General features: G+C 57.0%; 24 protein-coding genes and 2 pseudogenes. 11 read left to right on the top strand and 15 right to left on the bottom strand.

Annotation, left to right across the window (positions count from 1 at the left end; translation table 11 throughout):
• The 10 genes and pseudogenes from BN874_RS12100 to BN874_RS12135 form a co-directional block, all read right to left on the bottom strand.
• Positions 1–216, bottom strand: a pseudogene (locus BN874_RS12100) (methylmalonyl Co-A mutase-associated GTPase MeaB); the annotation flags it as partial.
• Positions 213–2,216: a protein meaA gene (locus BN874_RS12105; protein WP_034433678.1), complete on the bottom strand. Its 2,004-nt coding sequence runs from the start codon at positions 2,214–2,216 to the stop codon at positions 213–215. The pseudogene BN874_RS12100 and the gene BN874_RS12105, both read right to left, overlap by 4 nt.
• Before the next feature lie 119 nt (positions 2,217–2,335).
• Positions 2,336–2,743: an RNA-binding regulator gene (gene rbp, locus BN874_RS12110; protein ID WP_051497775.1), complete on the bottom strand. Its 408-nt coding sequence runs from the start codon at positions 2,741–2,743 to the stop codon at positions 2,336–2,338.
• A gap of 191 nt (positions 2,744–2,934) precedes the next feature.
• Positions 2,935–3,027 carry a hypothetical protein gene (locus BN874_RS26485; RefSeq protein ID WP_420886129.1) on the bottom strand — a complete coding sequence of 31 codons (93 nt, stop codon included), beginning with the start codon at positions 3,025–3,027 and terminating at the stop codon, positions 2,935–2,937.
• Positions 3,028–3,184: 157 nt separating this feature from the next.
• Complete coding sequence (locus BN874_RS12115; protein ID WP_051497776.1) at positions 3,185–3,382, bottom strand: hypothetical protein; 198 nt, start codon at positions 3,380–3,382, stop codon at positions 3,185–3,187.
• Positions 3,383–3,432: 50 nt separating this feature from the next.
• On the bottom strand, positions 3,433–4,260 hold the full coding sequence (locus BN874_RS12120; RefSeq protein ID WP_034433682.1) for an NYN domain-containing protein: 828 nt from the start codon (positions 4,258–4,260) through the stop codon (positions 3,433–3,435).
• 101 nt (positions 4,261–4,361) lie between these two features.
• Positions 4,362–4,601 carry a hypothetical protein gene (locus tag BN874_RS23685; RefSeq protein WP_081756356.1) on the bottom strand — a complete coding sequence of 80 codons (240 nt, stop codon included), beginning with the start codon at positions 4,599–4,601 and terminating at the stop codon, positions 4,362–4,364.
• Complete coding sequence (locus tag BN874_RS12125; protein ID WP_034433684.1) at positions 4,588–4,860, bottom strand: BrnT family toxin; 273 nt, start codon at positions 4,858–4,860, stop codon at positions 4,588–4,590. The genes BN874_RS23685 and BN874_RS12125 overlap by 14 nt, the downstream gene beginning before the upstream one ends.
• A gap of 49 nt (positions 4,861–4,909) precedes the next feature.
• Positions 4,910–6,082 (bottom strand): MaoC family dehydratase, encoded by a 1,173-nt coding sequence (locus tag BN874_RS12130; protein WP_081756357.1) that lies wholly within the window; start codon positions 6,080–6,082, stop codon positions 4,910–4,912.
• 3 nt (positions 6,083–6,085) lie between these two features.
• Positions 6,086–7,807, bottom strand: coding sequence for an acyl-CoA dehydrogenase family protein (locus BN874_RS12135; protein WP_081756358.1), 1,722 nt, complete (start codon positions 7,805–7,807; stop codon positions 6,086–6,088).
• A gap of 288 nt (positions 7,808–8,095) precedes the next feature.
• Here BN874_RS12135 and BN874_RS12140 point away from each other — a divergent pair, with 288 nt between their 5' ends.
• The gene (locus BN874_RS12140; protein ID WP_051497777.1) at positions 8,096–9,388 is read left to right on the top strand and encodes a hypothetical protein; all 1,293 of its coding nucleotides are present in this window, start codon (positions 8,096–8,098) and stop codon (positions 9,386–9,388) included.
• 29 nt (positions 9,389–9,417) lie between these two features.
• Here BN874_RS12140 and BN874_RS12145 read toward each other — a convergent pair whose 3' ends face one another.
• The gene (locus tag BN874_RS12145) at positions 9,418–9,879 is read right to left on the bottom strand and encodes an outer membrane lipoprotein (RefSeq protein WP_034433712.1); all 462 of its coding nucleotides are present in this window, start codon (positions 9,877–9,879) and stop codon (positions 9,418–9,420) included.
• A 280-nt stretch (positions 9,880–10,159) separates the two neighbouring features.
• Here BN874_RS12145 and BN874_RS12150 point away from each other — a divergent pair, with 280 nt between their 5' ends.
• The 5 genes from BN874_RS12150 (at position 10,160) to BN874_RS22625 (ending at position 14,459) form a co-directional block, all read left to right on the top strand.
• Positions 10,160–10,681 (top strand): DUF2062 domain-containing protein, encoded by a 522-nt coding sequence (locus BN874_RS12150; RefSeq protein ID WP_034433686.1) that lies wholly within the window; start codon positions 10,160–10,162, stop codon positions 10,679–10,681.
• A 92-nt stretch (positions 10,682–10,773) separates the two neighbouring features.
• The gene (locus BN874_RS12155) at positions 10,774–12,567 is read left to right on the top strand and encodes a DEAD/DEAH box helicase (protein WP_051497779.1); all 1,794 of its coding nucleotides are present in this window, start codon (positions 10,774–10,776) and stop codon (positions 12,565–12,567) included.
• Between the two features lie 44 nt (positions 12,568–12,611).
• Positions 12,612–13,247, top strand: a complete 636-nt coding sequence (locus tag BN874_RS12160; RefSeq protein WP_034433688.1) for a glutathione S-transferase family protein — start codon at positions 12,612–12,614, stop codon at positions 13,245–13,247.
• A gap of 104 nt (positions 13,248–13,351) precedes the next feature.
• On the top strand, positions 13,352–13,807 hold the full coding sequence (locus BN874_RS24570; RefSeq protein WP_034433690.1) for a hypothetical protein: 456 nt from the start codon (positions 13,352–13,354) through the stop codon (positions 13,805–13,807).
• The gene (locus tag BN874_RS22625; RefSeq protein WP_051497780.1) at positions 13,785–14,459 is read left to right on the top strand and encodes a DUF2799 domain-containing protein; all 675 of its coding nucleotides are present in this window, start codon (positions 13,785–13,787) and stop codon (positions 14,457–14,459) included. Before BN874_RS24570 ends, BN874_RS22625 begins: the two co-directional genes overlap by 23 nt.
• 127 nt (positions 14,460–14,586) lie before the next feature.
• On the opposite strand, the gene BN874_RS12175 is transcribed toward BN874_RS22625, so the two are convergent.
• Together BN874_RS12175 and BN874_RS12180 are read right to left on the bottom strand one after the other, a co-directional pair.
• Positions 14,587–14,934, bottom strand: a complete 348-nt coding sequence (locus BN874_RS12175; RefSeq protein WP_034433692.1) for an HVO_A0114 family putative DNA-binding protein — start codon at positions 14,932–14,934, stop codon at positions 14,587–14,589.
• 7 nt (positions 14,935–14,941) lie between these two features.
• Positions 14,942–15,217 carry a toxin-antitoxin system TumE family protein gene (locus BN874_RS12180; RefSeq protein ID WP_034433694.1) on the bottom strand — a complete coding sequence of 92 codons (276 nt, stop codon included), beginning with the start codon at positions 15,215–15,217 and terminating at the stop codon, positions 14,942–14,944.
• 9 nt (positions 15,218–15,226) lie between these two features.
• Here BN874_RS12180 and BN874_RS12185 point away from each other — a divergent pair, with 9 nt between their 5' ends.
• The 3 genes from BN874_RS12185 (at position 15,227) to BN874_RS12195 (ending at position 17,246) form a co-directional block, all read left to right on the top strand.
• Positions 15,227–15,931: a hypothetical protein gene (locus tag BN874_RS12185; RefSeq protein ID WP_034433696.1), complete on the top strand. Its 705-nt coding sequence runs from the start codon at positions 15,227–15,229 to the stop codon at positions 15,929–15,931.
• A gap of 49 nt (positions 15,932–15,980) precedes the next feature.
• Positions 15,981–16,652, top strand: a complete 672-nt coding sequence (tsaB, locus tag BN874_RS12190) for a tRNA (adenosine(37)-N6)-threonylcarbamoyltransferase complex dimerization subunit type 1 TsaB (RefSeq protein WP_034433698.1) — start codon at positions 15,981–15,983, stop codon at positions 16,650–16,652.
• 117 nt (positions 16,653–16,769) lie between these two features.
• Positions 16,770–17,246, top strand: a complete 477-nt coding sequence (locus tag BN874_RS12195; protein ID WP_051497781.1) for an Rsd/AlgQ family anti-sigma factor — start codon at positions 16,770–16,772, stop codon at positions 17,244–17,246.
• 27 nt (positions 17,247–17,273) lie between these two features.
• Here the strand turns inward: BN874_RS12195 and BN874_RS26060 are convergent, their stop codons facing one another.
• Together BN874_RS26060 and BN874_RS12200 are read right to left on the bottom strand one after the other, a co-directional pair.
• Positions 17,274–17,402, bottom strand: coding sequence for a diguanylate cyclase domain-containing protein (locus BN874_RS26060; protein WP_154724907.1), 129 nt, complete (start codon positions 17,400–17,402; stop codon positions 17,274–17,276).
• Positions 17,403–18,284, bottom strand: coding sequence for a radical SAM protein (locus tag BN874_RS12200; protein ID WP_034433700.1), 882 nt, complete (start codon positions 18,282–18,284; stop codon positions 17,403–17,405).
• A gap of 164 nt (positions 18,285–18,448) precedes the next feature.
• Here BN874_RS12200 and BN874_RS12205 point away from each other — a divergent pair, with 164 nt between their 5' ends.
• Positions 18,449–18,889, top strand: a complete 441-nt coding sequence (locus tag BN874_RS12205; protein ID WP_034433702.1) for an acyl-CoA thioesterase — start codon at positions 18,449–18,451, stop codon at positions 18,887–18,889.
• Positions 18,873–19,338, top strand: a pseudogene (locus BN874_RS12210) (hypothetical protein); the annotation flags it as partial. The gene BN874_RS12205 and the pseudogene BN874_RS12210, both read left to right, overlap by 17 nt.

Consider the following 19,338-nt stretch of genomic DNA (forward strand, 5'->3'; position numbering starts at 1 on the left):
GGATTTGCCCGCGCCTGGTGGGCCGGTGATGCCGATCAGGTGGCCGCCAGTCTCCAGTTGTTCCGCCGGCAAACAATCCAGAAACTCGGCGGCGCATTGGCGGGCCGCTGGCCGACGGTCATCGAGCAGGTTAAGCGCCGTTGCCAGCGCCCGCCGATCCCGTTCGCTGACGGCGGACGCCAGCGCCGCCGGATCAGGAAGCGCCATTCGGCTCATGCCAGATTGACCGACTTCAGGTCGTTCGCTTTGCGGATCAGGTTGAGGATATCCACCATGATGCCGTTCATATCAATGTCCTTGGGGGTGTAGACGGCGGCGATGCCCCGCTCCTTGAGCAACTGGGCATCGCTCTCCGGGATGATGCCGCCGATCACCACCGGCAGACCCTTCAAACCGACCTGTTCCAACTGGTTAAACACATCTTCAACCATCTCGATATGGCTGCCGGACAGCACCGACAAACCGATCAGATGAACCCCTTCCTCCAGCGCCGCTTTGGCGATTTGTTCCGCCGTCAGACGGATGCCTTCATAGACGATCTCGAAGCCGACATCACGGCCCTTGACCGCGATCTGCTCAGCGCCGTTGCTGTGACCGTCCAAACCCGGTTTGCCGATCAACAGGCGCAGCGGCCGCCCCAGTTCGATCCCGGTTTGAGCCACCTGGCTGCGGATCGCAACCACCTTGGCGCTGCGGCTGTCGTCATTGGCGGGAATATCAATCCCGGTGGGCGCGCGGTATTCGCCGAAAATATCGCGCAAAGTCTGCGACCACTCGCCGGTAGTCACGCCCGCATGAGCGCATAGAATCGAGGCGGGCATGATATTGGCGCCGCTGCGCCCGGTCTCCGCCAAAGTAGCGAGCGCCGCCTTGACTTCGCTGTGATTCCGTTTCGCCCGGAAAGCGTTGAGCCGCTCGATCTGCTCACGCTCGGCGCGCGGATCGACTTTGAGAATGCCGCTGTCTACGCCGCCAGTCAGGGGCGATACCTCGGTTTCCTTGTAGCAGTTGAGGCCGACGATTTTCAGATCGCCGCGTTCGATGGCGCGCATCCGCTCGGTGTGGCTGGTCACCAGTTGCCGCTTGACGTAGCCGGACTCGATGGCCTGCACCATGCCGCCCTGCTCCTGCACTCGCGCCATTTCCTGTTCCGCGCCGTCCACCAGCGCCTTGACCTTGGCGGCGATCACCGGCGAACCATCAAAAATATCGCCATATTCCAGTAGATCGGTTTCAAACGCCAACACCTGCTGCATCCGCAATGCCCACTGCTGATCCCATGGGCGCGGCAGGCCCAGTGCCTCGTTCCAGGCCGGCAGTTGCAGGGCACGGGCGCGGGCATTCTTGGACAGGGTAATACCGAGTATTTCCAGCACGATGCGCTGGACATTATTTTCCGGTTGCGCTTCGGTCAGGCCCAGCGAATTGACCTGCACCCCATAGCGGAAACGGCGCATCTCCTCGCTTTGCACCTCATAGCGCTCGCGGGTCAGTTGGTCCCACAGTTGGGTAAACGCCCGCATCTTGCAGCATTCTTCGATGAAGCGAATGCCGGCATTGACGAAGAAAGAAATCCGTCCGGCTACCTGCTCGAAATCGTCCGCGCCGATCTGGCCGGAATCGCGCACTGCGTCCAGTACGGCAATGGAAGTTGACAGCGCGTAAGCCAGTTCCTGAGTCGGCGTCGCGCCGGCTTCCTGCAAGTGATAGCTACAGATATTGGTTGGATTCCACTTGGGAATGTGCTTGACGGTGTAGGCGATGATGTCGGTGATCAGCCGCACCGACGGCGCGGGCGGAAAAATGTAGGTTCCGCGCGACAGGTATTCCTTGAGAATGTCGTTCTGAGTAGTGCCCTGCAATTGCGCCGGAGTCGCGCCCTGCCGTTCCGCCGCCGCGACATACAGCGCCAGCAGCCAGGCGGCAGTGGCGTTGATGGTCATGGAGGTGTTCATCTGCCCCAGTGGAATCTGGTCGAACAGGGTTTCCATGTCGCCGATATGCCCAATCGGTACGCCGACCTTGCCGACTTCACCCCGCGCCAGCGGATGATCGGAGTCATAGCCGGTCTGGGTCGGCAGGTCGAAGGCGACCGACAGGCCGGTTTGGCCTTTGCTCAGGTTGGTACGATACAGCTCATTGGAGGCCTTGGCCGAAGAATGACCGGAATAAGTCCGCATCAGCCAGGGTTTGTCGCGTTTAGTAGGGGTAGTCATGGGCGCCTCATTGGGATTGCGACAGCGTTTCAGGGTTTGGTGGGTTCGGACTGCACTACACGGGTCACTGTTGTTATCAGGATCAGGGGGTTAGGTCATAACCCCCCTTGAAGATCGGATTAGTAGCGCTGTCTGCCGCCGCCGCCCCCGCCCGATGATCTTCTAGGACCGCCGCCGCCGCCTGGCCGGCCACCACCAAAGCCACCGCCACCACCAAAGCCACCGCCGCCGCGATTATCTTCACGCGGACGGGCTTCGTTCACATTCAGGGTTCTGCCCTTCAGGTCTTTGCCGTTCATCCCATTAATAGCAGATTGAGCTTCCGATCCGGCCAGCATCTCGACAAAACCAAAACCTCTGGATTCGCCAGTAAACTTGTCCTTGAGCACCATTGCCGATTCAACTTGGCCGAATGCTGCGAAAGCCTCCCTTAAATCATCGTCGGTAACTTCCCGCGATATGTTACCTACATAGATCTTCACATTGTTCCCCTTATCCTGATTCAGGCTTGGTGATTCGCCCAACATTGAAGACAAGTGATAGGCTGGATGCTTATCACTCTCTGGCTACCCATCATTAAAACTTGGAATCTATCAGCATTCCAGGCTCTAACGAATAGGCAAACTCTCATTTCCATTGCATTCCAAAACCTTAAAAAAAGCTTATTAGTTTGGATATGAACCTCGAATTCTTCTTCACTTCATCCGGGTTAAGTTTGCTACTTAAGCATCTGTTCATAGCGCTCATGTGAACCGATCCAGAACCAAGCAAGTCCCTCAACCCGGTCTTTGGCAAGCGCCCGGTAACGCAAGCTGACACGAACCGACCAAAAAATATCGATTTTCTTCAGGTGCAGCGATGGATGCCAAGGATTGTTTTGAGTAATTCAAAGTTTTTGTCAGCCAGAATACGGATGTTTTCTGAAAGCCGGCGATAATAGAACCAGAATTCCGGGGTAGCAAAGTGATTCAAGGCGGTGTCGCCCGCCCAGCTTCAAAAGCTTCATCAGCGCGTTTTCCAGCAGCACCCAATCGCCCTGCCAAGATGTCCGCTTCGATTTGGCGATCCCACTGATCAGCCATAAATTCCTCAAACCATTGAGCAAATCTCGTCAGTTCTTCGGAAGACAGCTTGGAAACGAGAAGCTCTAATTCTTTAATGCTCATAATTAAAAAAACTCAACTTTCGCAATTTCAGCTATTAGGTTTGACCCGGATTACGTTTGCTTGGCAGCGCGTACACATAAGACCTTTGAGGCAGAACCATGCACTGATCTTTCTTCCAGCTTAAATATATCAGTATGTGCCTTGATTAGATCGCTGAGTTTCTTAAATCCATAGAGGCGTGAATCAAAATCCGGTTGTAATTGTGATAAATAGCTACCAAAGCTCGCTAGATTTGTCCATCCAGTGTCATCACAGGAATTTTCAAGCGCCTGAAGAAAAAAGTTACGCGGAAACTCCTTGGTGGGCTGATCAGGGATAAGAGCAGTTCGATTTGTCGCTATGACTATACTTTTCAGCGATGTGCTTTCGGATGCAAGAAGTGACGCGCCAGTTTCTTGAGAAGCAACCGGACGCAGCACTTCCGTAAAGATAAACTTGTGACAAGCATTACGAAATGCTTCCGGGGTCTTCTGCTCACCAAAACCGAGGACAGTTAAGCCCTCTTCACGGATTCTCAATGCAAGTCCTGTAAAGTCACTATCACTTGAAACTAGACAGAAACCATCAAACCGCCTTGTGTATAAAAGATCCATCGCGTCAATGATGAGAGTACTATCGGTTGCATTTTTTCCAGTTGTATAAGCAAACTGTTGTATAGGTTTTATCGCATGTTTATTCAAGATTTTTTTCCATTGTGAACTTGCAGTAGAAGTAAAATCTCCATAGATGCGCTTTACCGTCGTTTCACCGAAACTGGCAATTTCAGCCAGCAGCCCTTCAATAACAGATGCGGAGACATTATCTGCATCAATTAACACTGCAAGCCTGCGTGTCGGTTCCTCTGACTCAATCTTTGCTACAAATTTAGGATTAATCATGAAACTGCCTCTGGTTGATATTGTTATTTATAAACTCACTTCACGCCGACCGTAGCTTAATCAGCAACCGTAATTTAATCCAAATGGTTTTGTAGTTCTTATTAGAAATTTTGATTAATTCTACTAATATCTGATCTATCTTTTTTTGTTATCTTAATAAGAAACCGTAATGCTTCATTAACCGACCTGGAATCCGGAAAAATTTCCGCAACATCTGGTTCTAAATAAACTATTGATCCACCAAAATCTTTACGCTCTGGCCCAACCTTTCTCACTCGCAGGCTGCTTAGATCGTATTCTGGCCGCAGATCATCTTCTGTTTCTAACTCAACCTTGTTCATAAATCTTGCGCTCCATTGGTGTCGCTTCTCTTGCACTAATCAAACGAGTCATATCACCACGCTCCGTATAGGCCGTCAGCAATAATCGCCCTTGCTGGGACATTCCAATGATGATGTAGCGATGTTCACTGTCAGAATGATCAGGGTCATAAAAATCGACATACAGTGGATCGTCAAAAACGGTTTTAGCCTCATCAAACGAAACACCATGCTTTACCAAATTTACCGCCGCTTTGTTCACATCCCATTCAAACACCATACGGAAAACCTCACACCCTCTCCCTTCCAGAAGAGGGCTTTTTCTCACCTCACGCCGGATGCCGTTTAATCAACAACCGCCGTTCAATCTCGAAGATTTTGCTGCTGAGCTTCTCCTTACTCAGTTTCTGCTTATCGTTCTCCTTGATAAACAGATCCGCGCCATAGGTTTCCAGCGCAGCGGCGGCGCTGATGTTTTTCACGCCGATAAACTGGAAGGTCACGATGCCGGCAGCATCGGTATTCGGCAGAACTTCGGTTGCAATAACCCGCGACATCGCCGCTACCGTATCGCCGGACACCGCCGGCTGGGTGTGATAACCCTCGGTAAAGCCCAATTCCCACAGCGCGTTTTCGCTGACATCGCGGCTGGCCAAACCTTCCAGCCAAGCGAATACCAGCCCACCATAAACAATGGGTTCACCGCTCATCTTGCCGGATAAGCCGGTGCTGTATACCCGGTCAAAATGCAGCGGATGGGTATTGCCGACCAGATAAGTCAGCGCCATGTGTTCGTCGGTGATGGTGCGGCCATTGGCGTGAACGATCAGATCGCCAAGCGCAAAGTCCTCAAAATAGGTGTTGGGGCCGGTGAGTTGCGACGGGTAATTGCCAGCATTGATCGGCAAATCCACCACCGGATGCTCCACCCACGGGAACTCGACCGGCGTCGTCGGCGCAGGCGTCGTCGGCAAACGGTCGCCGCGCCAGTCCACCATGATCTTGCGCTCGTACTGCAACACCACCTGATTATGCTGATTTACGCCCAAAGTGCGAATCAGCACAATGCCGGGTTTATCTTCTCCGCGCGCCTTGCGATCCACCACTTGGGTATAACCGCGCAGAGTGTCGCCCGAATAAACCGGACGCAGGAACTGCACGTTGTAATAGCCCAGATTAGCAATCGCTTTCTCGGAATCGTTATGCACGCCGAGCGACAGCACCACATTAAAAACCATCTGCGGACTGGCCGGTAAATCGGGAAAGCCATGCGCCTTGGCGTATTCCAGATTCAGATACAGTGGATTGCACTGCATGAATACCCGCGCAAAATCCAGCATCGCCGCACGGTCAAACGTAAAGCCGCGTGGATGGACAAAGACCTGGCCCGGCACAAACTCATCCAGATAGCGCCCGTATTGTGGCCGCCGCGCCCATTCCAGATTCACCGCCACCGAACCGGCGACTTCCGCCTGCTCACTCAATCGCATCGAGAAACTCATTACTCAGCCTCCCACTTCAGCTTTAGGCTTGGCGTTATCCACCAGCGAGCGGGTAATCACTTTCAGCGCCAGCGTCTCCTCCGCACCCTCGAAAATCGACAATACCCGTGCGTCAATGAAATAACGACTGACCGGCATTTCCTCGGCGTAGCCCATGCCGCCGTGAATCTGCAATGCCTCGCGGGTCACCCATTCAGCGGTTTTGCAGGTAAACAGCTTGACCATGCTGGCTTCCATATCGCCCTCGCCCTGATCCATCAATCGTCCGACCGTATAGGTAAACTGGCGGCTGACTGCCAGATAAGTCGCCATCCGCGCCAGCTTGACTTGAGTCAGTTGGTAATCGGCAATCGGATAGCCAAACACCATGCGCTCCTGGGCATAACGCAACGCCCGTTCGTAAGCGATCTGCATGATCCCCACCGCCCGGGCCGCAGTCTGAATCCGTCCGCCAGAAAAACCAGCCATGGTGAAGTAAAAGCCTTTGCCCTCACCCGCCGACCCACCCAGCATGTTGTCATCGGGCACGAATACATTATCGAAGAACAGATCGAAGGAGTGCATCCCGCGATAGCCGATGGTCGCAATCGCCTTGGCGCTCAATACCCCGCCGCCGTCCTGCTTGAATTCAAAGGCGTGGCCGGGATAGCTTGGCTTCTCCAGCAGGAACATGGACAGGCCGCGATGACCGAGTGAGAGATCGGGATTGGTGCGGGCCAGAATCAGCAACACATTGGCCCGACCGCCGAAGGTACACCAGGTCTTGGCGCCGTTGAGCAGCCAGCCGCCCTCGGTTTTAGTCGCCTTCAACCGCATGTTGGCGACATCAGAGCCGTAATTCGGCTCAGTCACCGCCACCGCGCACAACATGTCGCCGGAGGCCAACTGCGGCAGCCACTTCAGTTTTTGTGCCTCGGTGCCGCCCTTCAACAACGCACGGGATAGAATTTCAGGACGGGTAATCAGGCTGCCGGCAGCGCCCAATGAGCCACGGGTCAGTTCCTCGGTCACCACGATCATGCCCATATTGTCTTCGCCGTCATCACTCTGGATGCCACCGAAGCGTTCGGGAATGGAGATGCCGAAGCAGCCCATTTCCTTGACCTGATCGATGATGGCGTCGGGAATATCGAGATCGTGGCGATGGATTTCCTCGGCCAGTGGCATGACCACTTCCTCGGCCACTCGCCGGAAGGTGTCATGCATCATCTGGTGATGATCGTCCAGCAGATAGGCGCCGGTTACCCCATCCTGAGCGCGAGCCAGTTGCCCTAATTCCGCCACTCGCACTGCTGGCAGTTGCGCCAGACAAAACTGCCGCGCCACGGCATGATCGACGGTAGCGCTCAGCCAGTGGTCATTCAGGCCAAAGTCGGCCGGGCGAGCGCTCAGCCGGTTACGAATGCCCTGCACCGCCTCGGCGCTGAACAGCAACGCAAACCGCTCTTCCAAGATGAGTTCATTCGCCGGACTGCCACCCGCCTCCCGCGCCCGCTGGGCGTAGTCGAGCATGAAGCGGGCGCCAGTCGTTTCGGCGCAGGACAGCGACAGGTCGTAGCTGACCAGTTGATGATGATCGAGCAGGGCGGCGGAAACGCGGCCATCGGCTTTTTGCGTCCGTTCCTTGAGGTCCGCCAGAGAATAATCAAGTGCTTTTTGGACGGCGGCCAGCGCCAGGTTAGCCTGTTGCAACTGCTCGGCTGGGGTCTGGATCGGTTCGGACATGGATTTGCCTCGTTTGGTGTCGGTTAATCTTGAAAACCCTGAATTTAGTAGGCTCTCGCTGCCAAGTTTAGGCGGAAAAACGTCGGGAGCACACTATTTGAGTATGCAATGCAGCAAAAAAATTCCAGCATGAAACGATTCTTTGACAGATTCGGTCCGATCCGCGCTGGATGATCCGCTGCTGGCTTTCCTAACCCTTATAATACGCTGCCTGATTCCCCCTCCCACCCTTCCCCCAAGGGAAGGTATTGCCATAATGGGCGCGTCCCTCCCTTTCGAGAACCCACCTTGACCACCACCGATACCGCTGCCCCCGAACTCCGCCATTACGCCGGCCTGCTGGCCATCGAACTGGACCCTCAACGCTCCGATCCCACCGGCGTACCCCCTGCACCACTAAGCATAGCTGCTGCTACCGCGCTGGCCGGCCATCTCGCCAAGGACCTGGATCGCATTCTCGACGGCATCGCCCATCTCGGTTTGATCCTGCCGGGCGCACTGTACGACCAGACCGAAATTCTCCGGCCCGGATTGCCGCTGATCGAGGCGCTGGCCGCACTATATAACGGCAGTTCGCGGGCGCGGGGTACGGCGTTCACCCCACAATTGATCGCGCTGGGCACCGACCGGGGTTTCTTCCCGCTGGCCGCCATCAACCCGCTGCGCCGCCCCGATTCCGGCCCGCTGCTGCTGTTGCCATTTTGCTTCATCGGACCCAGCGACGACATTACCCAGTTGGCGCGGGTCATGGAGGACACTTTATTGCAGAACGGTGCGGTGTCACCGGCCACCGACGAGGCGGTGCGACAAGCCTTCGGGCTGACTGCGCTGAATCTGTCCTTTGCTACCGTGGGTGATCTGTGCGCTCTGCTGCGGGTGCAACTGGAAAGCAACCAGTTTCTGCCGCTGTGGGAATTGCTGGAGTACGCCTGGTTCGAGCGACCGGGAACCCGTTTCGTGGCGTTAGCAGCGGGCAACCGCTTTCTAGCCGCCGAGGATCATGTTCACACCCCGTTTTACACCTTCAATGACTGGGCGCAATTCGGACCGGGTCGGGCACTGCCAGCCGCTGAACTGGGCGAGGGCTATCTAGGTTGGGCGCGGATGCAGCGACAGTATGCGCTGGCGCTGGAAGCCTACGGCCTGCATGTGCGGCGGGTGTTGGCCAACCCGCGCTTGGAGGCAACGCTGGCGACGATGGACGATGCAACGGTATTGGCGGGCTTTCGCGACATTCCCTGTCTGTCCGGGGATTATCTGGTCGAGCGCATTTTTCATAATGACAGCGAGCAACCGGAACAGCAGATGCAGATCACTCACCAGGCCGATCCGGAATTGGGAACGCTGGCCTACACCGTAACCACGCTGGACGCCAGCGGCCAACTGCTGCGGCTGGAACATCATTACCCGCTGCGACCACAGGGCTTGCCGGTGATTGCCGACCAGTTGGTCCAGCGCTGCACCGAACAGGGAACCGAGCGGCAAGTACTCCATCCGGGTCAGTTGCTGTACTCGGAAAGTGGTCGGAGTTTGCGCGCTGTTGCTGTGGCCGATGTGCCGGCGGCGGAGCGAATGCATTAAGGCGACATCCTGTCGATTCGGGCCATCCCTCAGTAATGGGCTACCCGCGCCGTGCCGTCGTATCCGGTAAGCACCTGCACCCGGTCACCCCGATAAAACGGCTCGTCGTCGGCCTGAGTCACCGCCAGCATCCGGCCATTGTCCAAGCGAATTGTGATCTCCACTCCCGGCTGACGGGTCGCATTTTCCTCGATGGCCGAACCGACCAGACCACCGATCACCGCTCCACCAATAGCGCCGGCGACCTGACCCCTACCCTTGCCGATGGTGCTGCCGGCCAGCCCGCCCAACGCCGCGCCGCCCACTGTGCCCACGCCGCTCTGGGTCCCCTCGATCAGCACTTGGCGGACATTCTCGACATAACCCAGTTGTACATCCTGGGCCTCGCGGACTTGACCACGACTATAGGCACTGCCGGACATGCTGGCCGGACAGCCGCTCAACACCAGACCTGCCGCCAGCACAATCACTATGGTGGCGGTCGTTTTCATCCGTTGCATGATTCACCTCCTCGGAAATGGATAGGGTTTAGCTTGAAATCTATTGGAGCATTATAACCCACTCGCCACCATAGCCCAGATCCACTAAATCGTGACTGAACCTTCCGATTGATGTCCATAACCTTATCTATCGTTCGCGAGCGGGTAAAAATGGCTAATCCGCCATGCGAATAGCCAGTCGCATGGCAAGAGCGGTATAGTGCGAACCCAGCGGTCAGGATTTATTCAAGTGTCCCCCGCTCTCAACCGTCGGCTCCGCTTGATTTCTACTATGAAACGGTTTTTGCAACGCCATCTGCCCGATCCCCAACAACTACGCTCTCACCAGAGCCTGCGCTTTCTCGGCGGCCTGCTACACGACCCGCGTCTGTGGCATTTCAGCCGCCGTTGCACCGTCAATGGGTTGGCAGCCGGTGCGTTTTACGCCTTTGTGCCCTTTCCATGGCAAATGCTGCTCGCTGCTATCACTGCGATCTGGCTGCGCTTCAACCTGCCAGTGGCGGTGGCCATGGTCTGGATCAGTAATCCGCTGACCATCCCGCCCATTGCTTACGCCAACTACCGCTTCGGCTCGTGGCTACTGGACAAGCCACCGGCGGACTGGGCCTTTGAACCTTCGCTGGACTGGCTGCTGCAAAAAGCTGGCGAGTTTGGCCCGCCGCTGCTGGTTGGCTCGATGGCGACCGCCGTAGTCGCCGGACTCCTCACCTTTGTGGTCGCCCATTTGATCTGGCGCTGGCATATCATCACCAAGTTTCGCCGCCGCCGGCGTATCATTTCCAGTTCGATTTGAAATCGCCCGCCCAGGCAGAAGTCGCTCCCGTTTTGCATCTCTCTGTTCGTGTTTGCCCCCGCAAGCACCCTCCTCGTAAGGTACTGTTTGGTATGTCATCCCCCATCACTCAATTTGAAGAATTAGCGCTTTCGCCCCCGCTGCTGCAGACGCTTAAAGAAGTCGGCTACGAATCCCCCTCGCCGATTCAGGCGGCCTGCATTCCGCACCTCCTGGCCGGCCACGATCTAATCGGCCAAGCGCAAACGGGTACCGGTAAAACTGCCGCGTTTGCACTGCCGCTGCTGGAACGGCTGGATTTGACCAACCACCAGCCGCAGGTGCTGGTGCTGACCCCCACCCGTGAACTGGCGATCCAGGTCGCCGAAGCCTTTCAGAGTTATGCCCGCCATTTACCCGGCTTTCATGTGCTGCCAATCTACGGTGGACAGAGCATGACGATTCAGCTTCGCCATCTGCGGCGCGGCGCCCACGTCGTGGTTGGAACTCCCGGTCGAGTCATGGATCATCTGCGCCGGGAAACCCTGGTGTTGGACGGGCTGCGCAGCGTCGTTCTGGACGAAGCCGATGAAATGCTGCGTATGGGCTTTATTGACGATGTGGACTGGATTCTGGAGCGCACCCCGCCGGAACGGCAGGTGGCGCTGTTTTCCGCCACCATGCCCGAACCGATCCGGCGAGTAGCGCATCGCCATCTGCGCGATCCCCAGGAAGTCAAGATTCAAACCCGCACCGCGACGGTCTCTACGGTTCAACAACGCTACTGGCAAGTCAGCGGTCTGCACAAACTCGACGCCCTGAACCGGATTCTGGAAGTGGAAGATATGGACGCGGCTCTGGTGTTTGTGCGCACCAAGACCGCAGCCACCGAGCTGGCGGAGCGGCTGGAAGCGCGGGGTTACTCCTGCGCAGCGCTGCACGGCGACATGACCCAGGCCCTGCGCGAGCGCACCGTTGATCAGCTTAAAAACAACAGCGTGGATATCGTAGTCGCCACCGACGTGGCCGCACGGGGGCTGGACGTGCAGCGAATCAGCCATGTCATCAACTACGACATTCCTTACGATGCCGAAGCCTACATCCACCGCATCGGTCGCACCGGGCGCGCTGGACGGGCTGGCACTGCCATTCTGTTCGTCGCCCCCCGCGAGATGCGAATGCTGCGTGTCATCGAAAAGGCGACCCGCCAGCCGATCACGCCAATGCAACCGCCTACTCAAGCAGTGATCGCCGGTCACCGGCTGAACCGCTTCAAACAGAAAATTCTCGACACCATGGCCGCCCAGGATTTGGGCTTTTTCCACGATGTGGTCAACCAAATCGAGCAGGAACAGGCCATTAGCGCCCAAGATATCGCTGCCGCACTGGCGTACCTGATCCAGCGCGAACGTCCGCTACAAGCGCCGGAAGCGGCCAGCGTGAAGATCACCGATTCGAGGCCGACACAAGAGACCCGCCATCGGGCCGAATCGGAAACGCGACCCACCCAACGCCGGGATCGCGCTAAAGAATCTACCGATGCGGCGATGATGCGCTACCGGTTGGAAGTGGGGCATCAGCACGGCGCGACGCCACAAAACATTGTCGGCGCTATCGCCAATGAAGCTGGCATTGATAGCCGCTATATTGGTCGCATCGAGATTCACGAGGATTACAGTACCGTGGATTTGCCGGATGGCATGTCGGCTGAAATTTTCGAGCATCTCAAAAAAGTGCGGGTGCGGCAGTGTCCATTGAATATCAGCCGTCTCGGCCCCTCTGAGCCGGAGCGAGCCAGGAGACGCCCGGCCGGTACCGGGGAAAGAGTGGCAAGGAGTCCCAAATCCGGTGCTACCGAGCGGGAACCCCGACCGACTCTGCGGCGCAAAAGGGAAACCGATTCCTGAACGTCAAGCTACCCATGTCATCAACCGATGGAGAACTCCGAATCATGTTGACTATCTATGGATATCCAAATAGCCGTTCCACTCGGGTGGTATGGGCGTTGGAAGAAGTGGGCACCGAGTACGAATACGTCTATGTTAATCTCATGGCCGGTGCTGGACGGCAACCCGATTATCTGGCACTCAACACCGGCGGCAAGGTGCCGACTCTGGTGGATGGCGCACTCATTCTGACTGAATCGGGCGCGATCTGTACTTACATCGGCGACTGTTTCCCGGCCTCTGGGTTGACGCCACCCGTTGGAACCCAGAATCGCGCCTACTACAACCAGTGGTGCTATTTCACGCTCAGCGAACTAGAACAGCCGCTCTGGACCATCGGCAAGCACAGCTTCGCGTTACCCGAAAAGCAGCGGGTGCCGGCAGTACTTGACACCGCACGCTGGGAGTTCGCAGTGGCCGCCAAGGTATTGGCGACGGGCCTCGGCCAGCGGGAATTTATCGTCGGCGATGGTTTCACCGCTGCCGATATTCTAGTCGCCCATACTCTGGCTTGGGCACAGGCCTTCAAACTGCCACTGGAGCATGACAACCTAATGGCCTACGCCGCCCGGTTATTGGCTCGTCCCGCCCGGGCGCGGGCGCAAGCCCGAGAACAGGCCAAGAGCGGCGCGAAATCCTGACATCGAATGAAAAATCTCTTGAACGCACTCCGCGTTCAGGCTGAATTAAGGGTGTTCCCTCTGAAATACCCAACTCTTTCTAAACCGTAACGGAGGCTTAATTCATGACCAAGATCATCAAAATGCTGGCTCTTCTGGCAACCGTGCTGTTGGCGGCTCCGGGCGGAGCTATCGCGCAGCAGGATGAATATCCCCAGGTTGAGCCGCAACGCCCCCGCGATCAGCCTCGTGGCCAAATTCAGGTCACTAACGACTGGCGGGATGAGGTCAACATTACTATGTGGACCCATCGGCGAGAGCAGATTGGTGACTCCTGGACCCTCAGATCGGGAGAAACTGCTGTGCTGGCCGTAGACGGAGTGCGGATCAAGGTCAGACCCAACTATAAGATTAAAGTGGGCGATGATTGGGGATGGGTGAATCTCGGTGCCGTGGGTCAGTTCTCCAGAGGCACCTGGAACGTCAATGTGCGCGATATCTGGCGTGCTACCCATCAGCGTGGCGGCAGAGGTGGCAGACCGGATCGGGGAGATGAAAATGTCCCGGATTGGCAACGATAACAGCATTGCCCACCGCCAACCCCTGCGTTGCATCCTGCTGGGGCTGAGCGGCGCACTGACGCTCAGCGGCTGCACCACCCTGTCTAGGGAAGATTGCCTGAGCGGGGACTGGTACGCGATCGGGGTGCAGGACGGCGCGTCGGGTTACTCGTTGGAGCGACTGGCCGAGCATCGGCAGGCTTGCGCGGAGTACCGAATCAGGCCGGATCGGGAGGACTACCGTGCAGGCTGGGAGGATGGCATTCGTGATTACTGCACCCCACAACGCGGCTTTCGCGAAGGGCGCCAAGGCGCGAGCTATGCCGGGGTTTGCCCGCCACAACTGGAGTGGATCTTTTTGCGCGAATACCGAATCGGGCAGGAATTATATGAGCAGGAGCGCCGAATTCGGGAGTTGGAGCGCGAACAGGAACGCAAAAAGGAGGAACGCCGTGAGCGGGAGGAGCATCGTCGTTCCGACCAGCGCCGCGAAAAACCGGAGGTCTCGCGACAGCGCGATATTCAACCCGTAGGTCAGCCAGTGCATATTCAGCCTAGTTCGACCACTCCACCGGACGATCCGGCTGAGCAGGAAAAATTACGTAATGAGATGCAAAAGGTTAAGGAGCAGTTTAACCGGCTGCGTGAGCAATCAATAGAATCAAAACCTTAGCCGCACTGGCCGCGCCCTAAGTGTTCAGGAATAAGCAGGAATAGCCCGCTGTGCGCCTGAGTTCCGCACAAAATCCGGCACAGTGACTTATCTACAAACTTATCCACAACCCTTGACCCCGCGCCCGTTAAGCGGCGGCGGCAGTGATGATAAAATCCACATGAACTGCGTCATACGGGAAGATCAACTTGCCATCGGCGGTCTTGTCGATGACGCCACAAAGCACCAAGGCTTGAGCATCGGTATGTACGCCCTTCACGTCGCGCCCGACGCGCCGAGCCAGTTCACGCACCCCAATGGATCCAGCGCCGGTCATGGCCTTGAGTAAAGCCCAGCGACCGGGCGATAGCGTGGCCCATAAGTCCTCATGGCTGGGAAAACTGATAAAGCAGCCCTGCGGTTCTCCGCGAAATGCGGCCTTCATTCGCTGTTTTGTCGCGGCTATGTCGGATACTTCAATCGTTACGGTGGTCATGGGGGCCTCACCAGCGGGCGACATCCGCCCAAAAATCGTCAACCAGTTGATCCAGCGTCGTGAAACCGTAGGGAACCTCTTGCTCGCCCAGGTGTTTATGATCGCCCTTGCCCGCCTCGTTGTCGTAGCGCATCGCGCAAACCCCATTCACGACCAGAGCCAAGCGGTATTTGAAGCGGTGGATACTGCCAGGCATGGCCGCAGAAACCTGCCAAATCACGATGTCGGCAAAGCGGTTGTCGCTCAACGTGACGCGGGATTTCTGAAGAAGATCGGCTTTCACGTTGTCACTATGACAACGCTGCAAAGTGTTGTCAATACGCCAACGCTTGACCCCGCGCGCCGTTCTGGTGAGCGGGCTATACTTTCCCAACCATATCTGAAAAAGGGGGATGCCGTGAAGCGATGGATGATTTTGAGCTTGGCGTTGGCGACCGTTCCCGCATTTGGGCAAAGTACACCGCCTGCGAAAACCTATAAATGGCAGCACCCCTGGTTCAAAAAAGAGATCACAAGCCCTACACCGCCCACATGGCCGTACCGCGTCATCGAGGAAAAGAACGGCGTCGTTCGGGTCGAGGTGACGCCGCCAGACGCAAAAAAAGCGTCACCAACGATCCAAGAATCGCCAGTTTCTACGGATCAACCTTCTGTCCCCGAACCAATTCCATCGCCGACTTCCTATCAGCCCACCCCGCCGCAAACAGTTCCCCCCGCTCCATTACCTCAAGACAGACAGCAAGCCTTCGATAAGCGAGATCAGAAAAAAGTTTGCGATGCTATGGGCGATTTATCCGATTCTGCATGGGAGGCCAAAAAAAATGGAGTATCACAAATAGCGGCGGAATCCATGGTTGTTTTGAGCGCCAGCAAACAACTCGATCCATCACTGTTAGATACTGTCCGTAATATCGTTAAAGCGGTGTATGCCCATAATGAATGGACGAAGTTGGAGGCGAGAATGAATGTCGGAGTGGCTTGTGAGACCAGTTGGTAGAACAATTCAACCGGCTGCACGAGCAGTCAAAACAGCGGGAAGCGCCTGAATGAAACTGCTGGCGCTGGATACCGCCACTGAAGCCTGCTCCGCCGCAGTGTGGGTCGACGGCGCGGTGCTGGAACGCTACGAACTGGCGCCGCGCCGTCATGCGGCGCTGATTCTGCCGATGATCGAAGCGGTGCTGGCCGAGGCCGGGCTGAGTCCGCCGCAATTGGACGCCATCGCCTTCGGTCGCGGACCCGGCGCGTTTACCGGAGTGCGGATCGCAGTTGGTATCGTTCAGGGCATCGCTTTCGCCGCCGATCTGCCGGTCATCCCGATTTCGACTTTGGCGGCGCTGGCGTTAGGCGCAGCGCAGGAAGCCGGCTATTCACGCATCGCAGCAGCACTGGATGCCCGCATGGGTGAGGTGTACTGGGGCGTTTACGCGGTTAGCGAGCATGCGGCTAAGCCCTTGGACGAAGAGCGTGTCTGTGCGCCGCAGAACGTGACCGCGCCGATTCCGGGTGACTGGTTTGGCGTCGGCAACGGCTGGACCGCCCACGCCGCAATATTGGCGCAACGCCTGCCGATGAGCGGCTGGCAGGGCGAACGCTACCCACGCGCCGGCAATGTAGCCCGCTTGGCCGCTGCCCCGCTATCGCGCAACGTATGGGTGAGTGCTGATCAGGCATTACCGGTTTATCTTCGCAACAAAATAGCGAGTAAATCAGTCTGAATTCTGTCTCTAAGTGTTGGAAACCGGGGCGCGATTGGCATAGGATAAGGCAGCTTCTCACCCGAAGCGGCGCTATGACAAAAGCAAGATTAACCATCGCCAACCGGAGGACATGCCATGCATACCCTGCTCATTGATGACCAAGTTCACAGCAAGGCGCTGCCGGACTTGATCACCAAGCTGCTGACCGCCCGTCAGCACAGCCTGATACTGTTTCAAAAACTCGCCGCTCTGCAACAGCCGTCTGCGCCCGCCGCGCCGGTTCCGCATCTGCTGCAACGGTTCCGACAAACCCTGGTGGACTATATGGCGCTGGGATTGTTTGAAGTGTTTCAAGCGCTGGAAGACCAGCCGACCGATTCGCCCTACCGCCGTGCCCGCGATCTGGCCCAGCGCGGCTATGCCCGCATCGCTCGCACTACCCAGGCGGCGCTGGCTTTCCACGACCGCTACGACGGGGATCTGTCCAAAGTAGAATTGGCTGAACTGAGCGCGGATCTTTCGCAATTGGGCGAACAACTTGCCGAACGCATCGAGCTGGAAGACCGGATCGTGGCCGCCGTTCGCAAGAGCTGCGACGCCATTGCGGCCTGAAGAGACCTGACAGGTCTTTAAGACCTGTCAGGTATGCGCCCCAAAGTCCGCCCGATTCCGCCTCGCCTGCTTGGCCCGATACATCGCTGCATCCGCAGCGTCAACCAACTGCTTCGCACTCTGCCCATTCTGTGGAAACCGGTGCGTCGTCCCAATTTAATAGCCGCGCATCCATTCGGGACGCAATCGCACTGTCCCGGCCAGCGCCTGTTCCAGTTGCGCCAGCAGCTTTTCCCGATCTCGCGGCAACTCGCCTGCCAGCGCTAGGGCATTCGAGGCATGATTGGAGCGGAACACCAGCGGCACGGGCGGATTTAGCCGCTCGATCAGCCGGACCTGCTCCACCAGCAACGCCCGGTCATCCTGCTCTAAAAACGGCTCGCGAAACTTGCGGTGAAATTCCTCGGTGATTACTGGGTCCAGCATCAGTTGCAACGTAGACAGATAATCCAGTTCCAGCCGGTTTACCAAATCGGCAGTGGCGTCAATGTGCTCCCGCCAATAGCTCTGGCCGCCGAGACCAAGAATTACCGTTGCGGAGATTTTTAACCCGGCCTGTTTGGCTTTGCTGAGTCCCGTCACCATTGCCTCCGGCATCGCGCCTTTGGTAATGCGTTTGAGCAACTCTGCTGATCCGGTTTCAATGCCGTAATACAGCAGTGTCAAACCGTTTTCCCGCAGTCGGGTCAATTCCGCTGCCGATTTCTTCAGCAGATTGGCGGGTAGGGCGTAACTCGACACCCGTTCCAACCGGGGAAAAGCGGTGTGCAGCGTGGCGAGAATCGCCAGCAGATGCTCGACGGGTGCGGCCAGTGCATCACCGTCAGCCAGAAATACCCGCTGCGTACTGGGATCAACCCGCGCTATCGCTGCGATTTCAGCTTGGACTTCCGCTAGCGGACGAATAGCAAAGTGCTTGGTCCGGTACATCGAACAGAAGCTGCACCGATTGAAACTACAGCCCAGCGTCACTTGCAGAATGAAGCTATTGGCTTCGGAGGGTGGCCGGTAGACCGGCATATCGTATTGAATCAACATGATGGGTCTTCCTCGATCAGTGTGGTTGGGAATGAACGGCGCACAATCCGCTTTTACCCCATAATCGTTTACAATTCCCGCCGCAATCGCTGCTCTGTTGAGCCAAGGGCTGGCTTAACTTATTATTTTAATAAACGAATTTCTGATTATGGTCGAGGCGGCGCATGGCGCGAATCAAATTGGAGCTGCCGGCGAACTTCCCGTTCAGCACCGAACTGCGGGTACGAATCACCGATGTCAATTATGGTGGACACATGGGCAACGACGCCCTGTTGGGTCTGCTGCACGAAGCGCGAGTGCAATTTCTGGCGCATTATGGCCTGAGCGAGCTGGATATTGGCGGCGTCGGGATCATCATGGCCGATAGCGTCATCGTCTACAAATCCGAGGCGTTTCCCGCTGAAACCTTGGTGATCGCCGTAGCAGTGGCCGATTTTAATCGGTGTGGCTGTGATTTCATCTATCGCGTGACCGAAAAGACCAGCGACCGCGAAGTGGCGCGGGCCAAGACCGGCATTGTGTTCTTCAACTATCAGCAACGTGCGATTCAGAACGTGCCACCGACCTTCCTCGACTTGTTCCCGCCCGATGTCGTCCCTGCCTAAGCTGCCGCTGTCGCCTGCCGCCCGGGCGTGGCTGCCAATCCGCCTGCTGCTGGCAGTAGGCGCCAGCGTTGGTGTAGCGTTCCTGCTGGTGCTGGTGCTGTACCTCACCGATCTGAGTCTGTCGGTATGGGATCGCTTGCAGCGAGCACCCACCGCGTTCTGGGTTATCTACCTGCTGATTCTGGTCGTGCTGGGCAGCGGTGGCGTCTATGTCGTGTGGCGGATGTTGAATCTGGGCCGTCCGGCTACAAAATCCCGTGGGCGGATTCCTGCCAAACCACCGGACGAAGCCACCTTGCGCGAACGCCTGGAACATAGCGAGGCGGCGGGCGTACCGGTAGACGCGATTCGTCGTGAGCTGGAGGAATTGCAGCGGCGACGGGCAGTCGGCGAGATCGTGGTGGCAGTGTTCGGCGAGATCAGCGCGGGCAAGTCCTCGTTGATCCGCT

It is taken from the genome of Candidatus Contendobacter odensis Run_B_J11, from assembly GCF_000531125.1.
Taxonomy (GTDB): domain Bacteria; phylum Pseudomonadota; class Gammaproteobacteria; order Competibacterales; family Competibacteraceae; genus Contendibacter; species Contendibacter odensensis.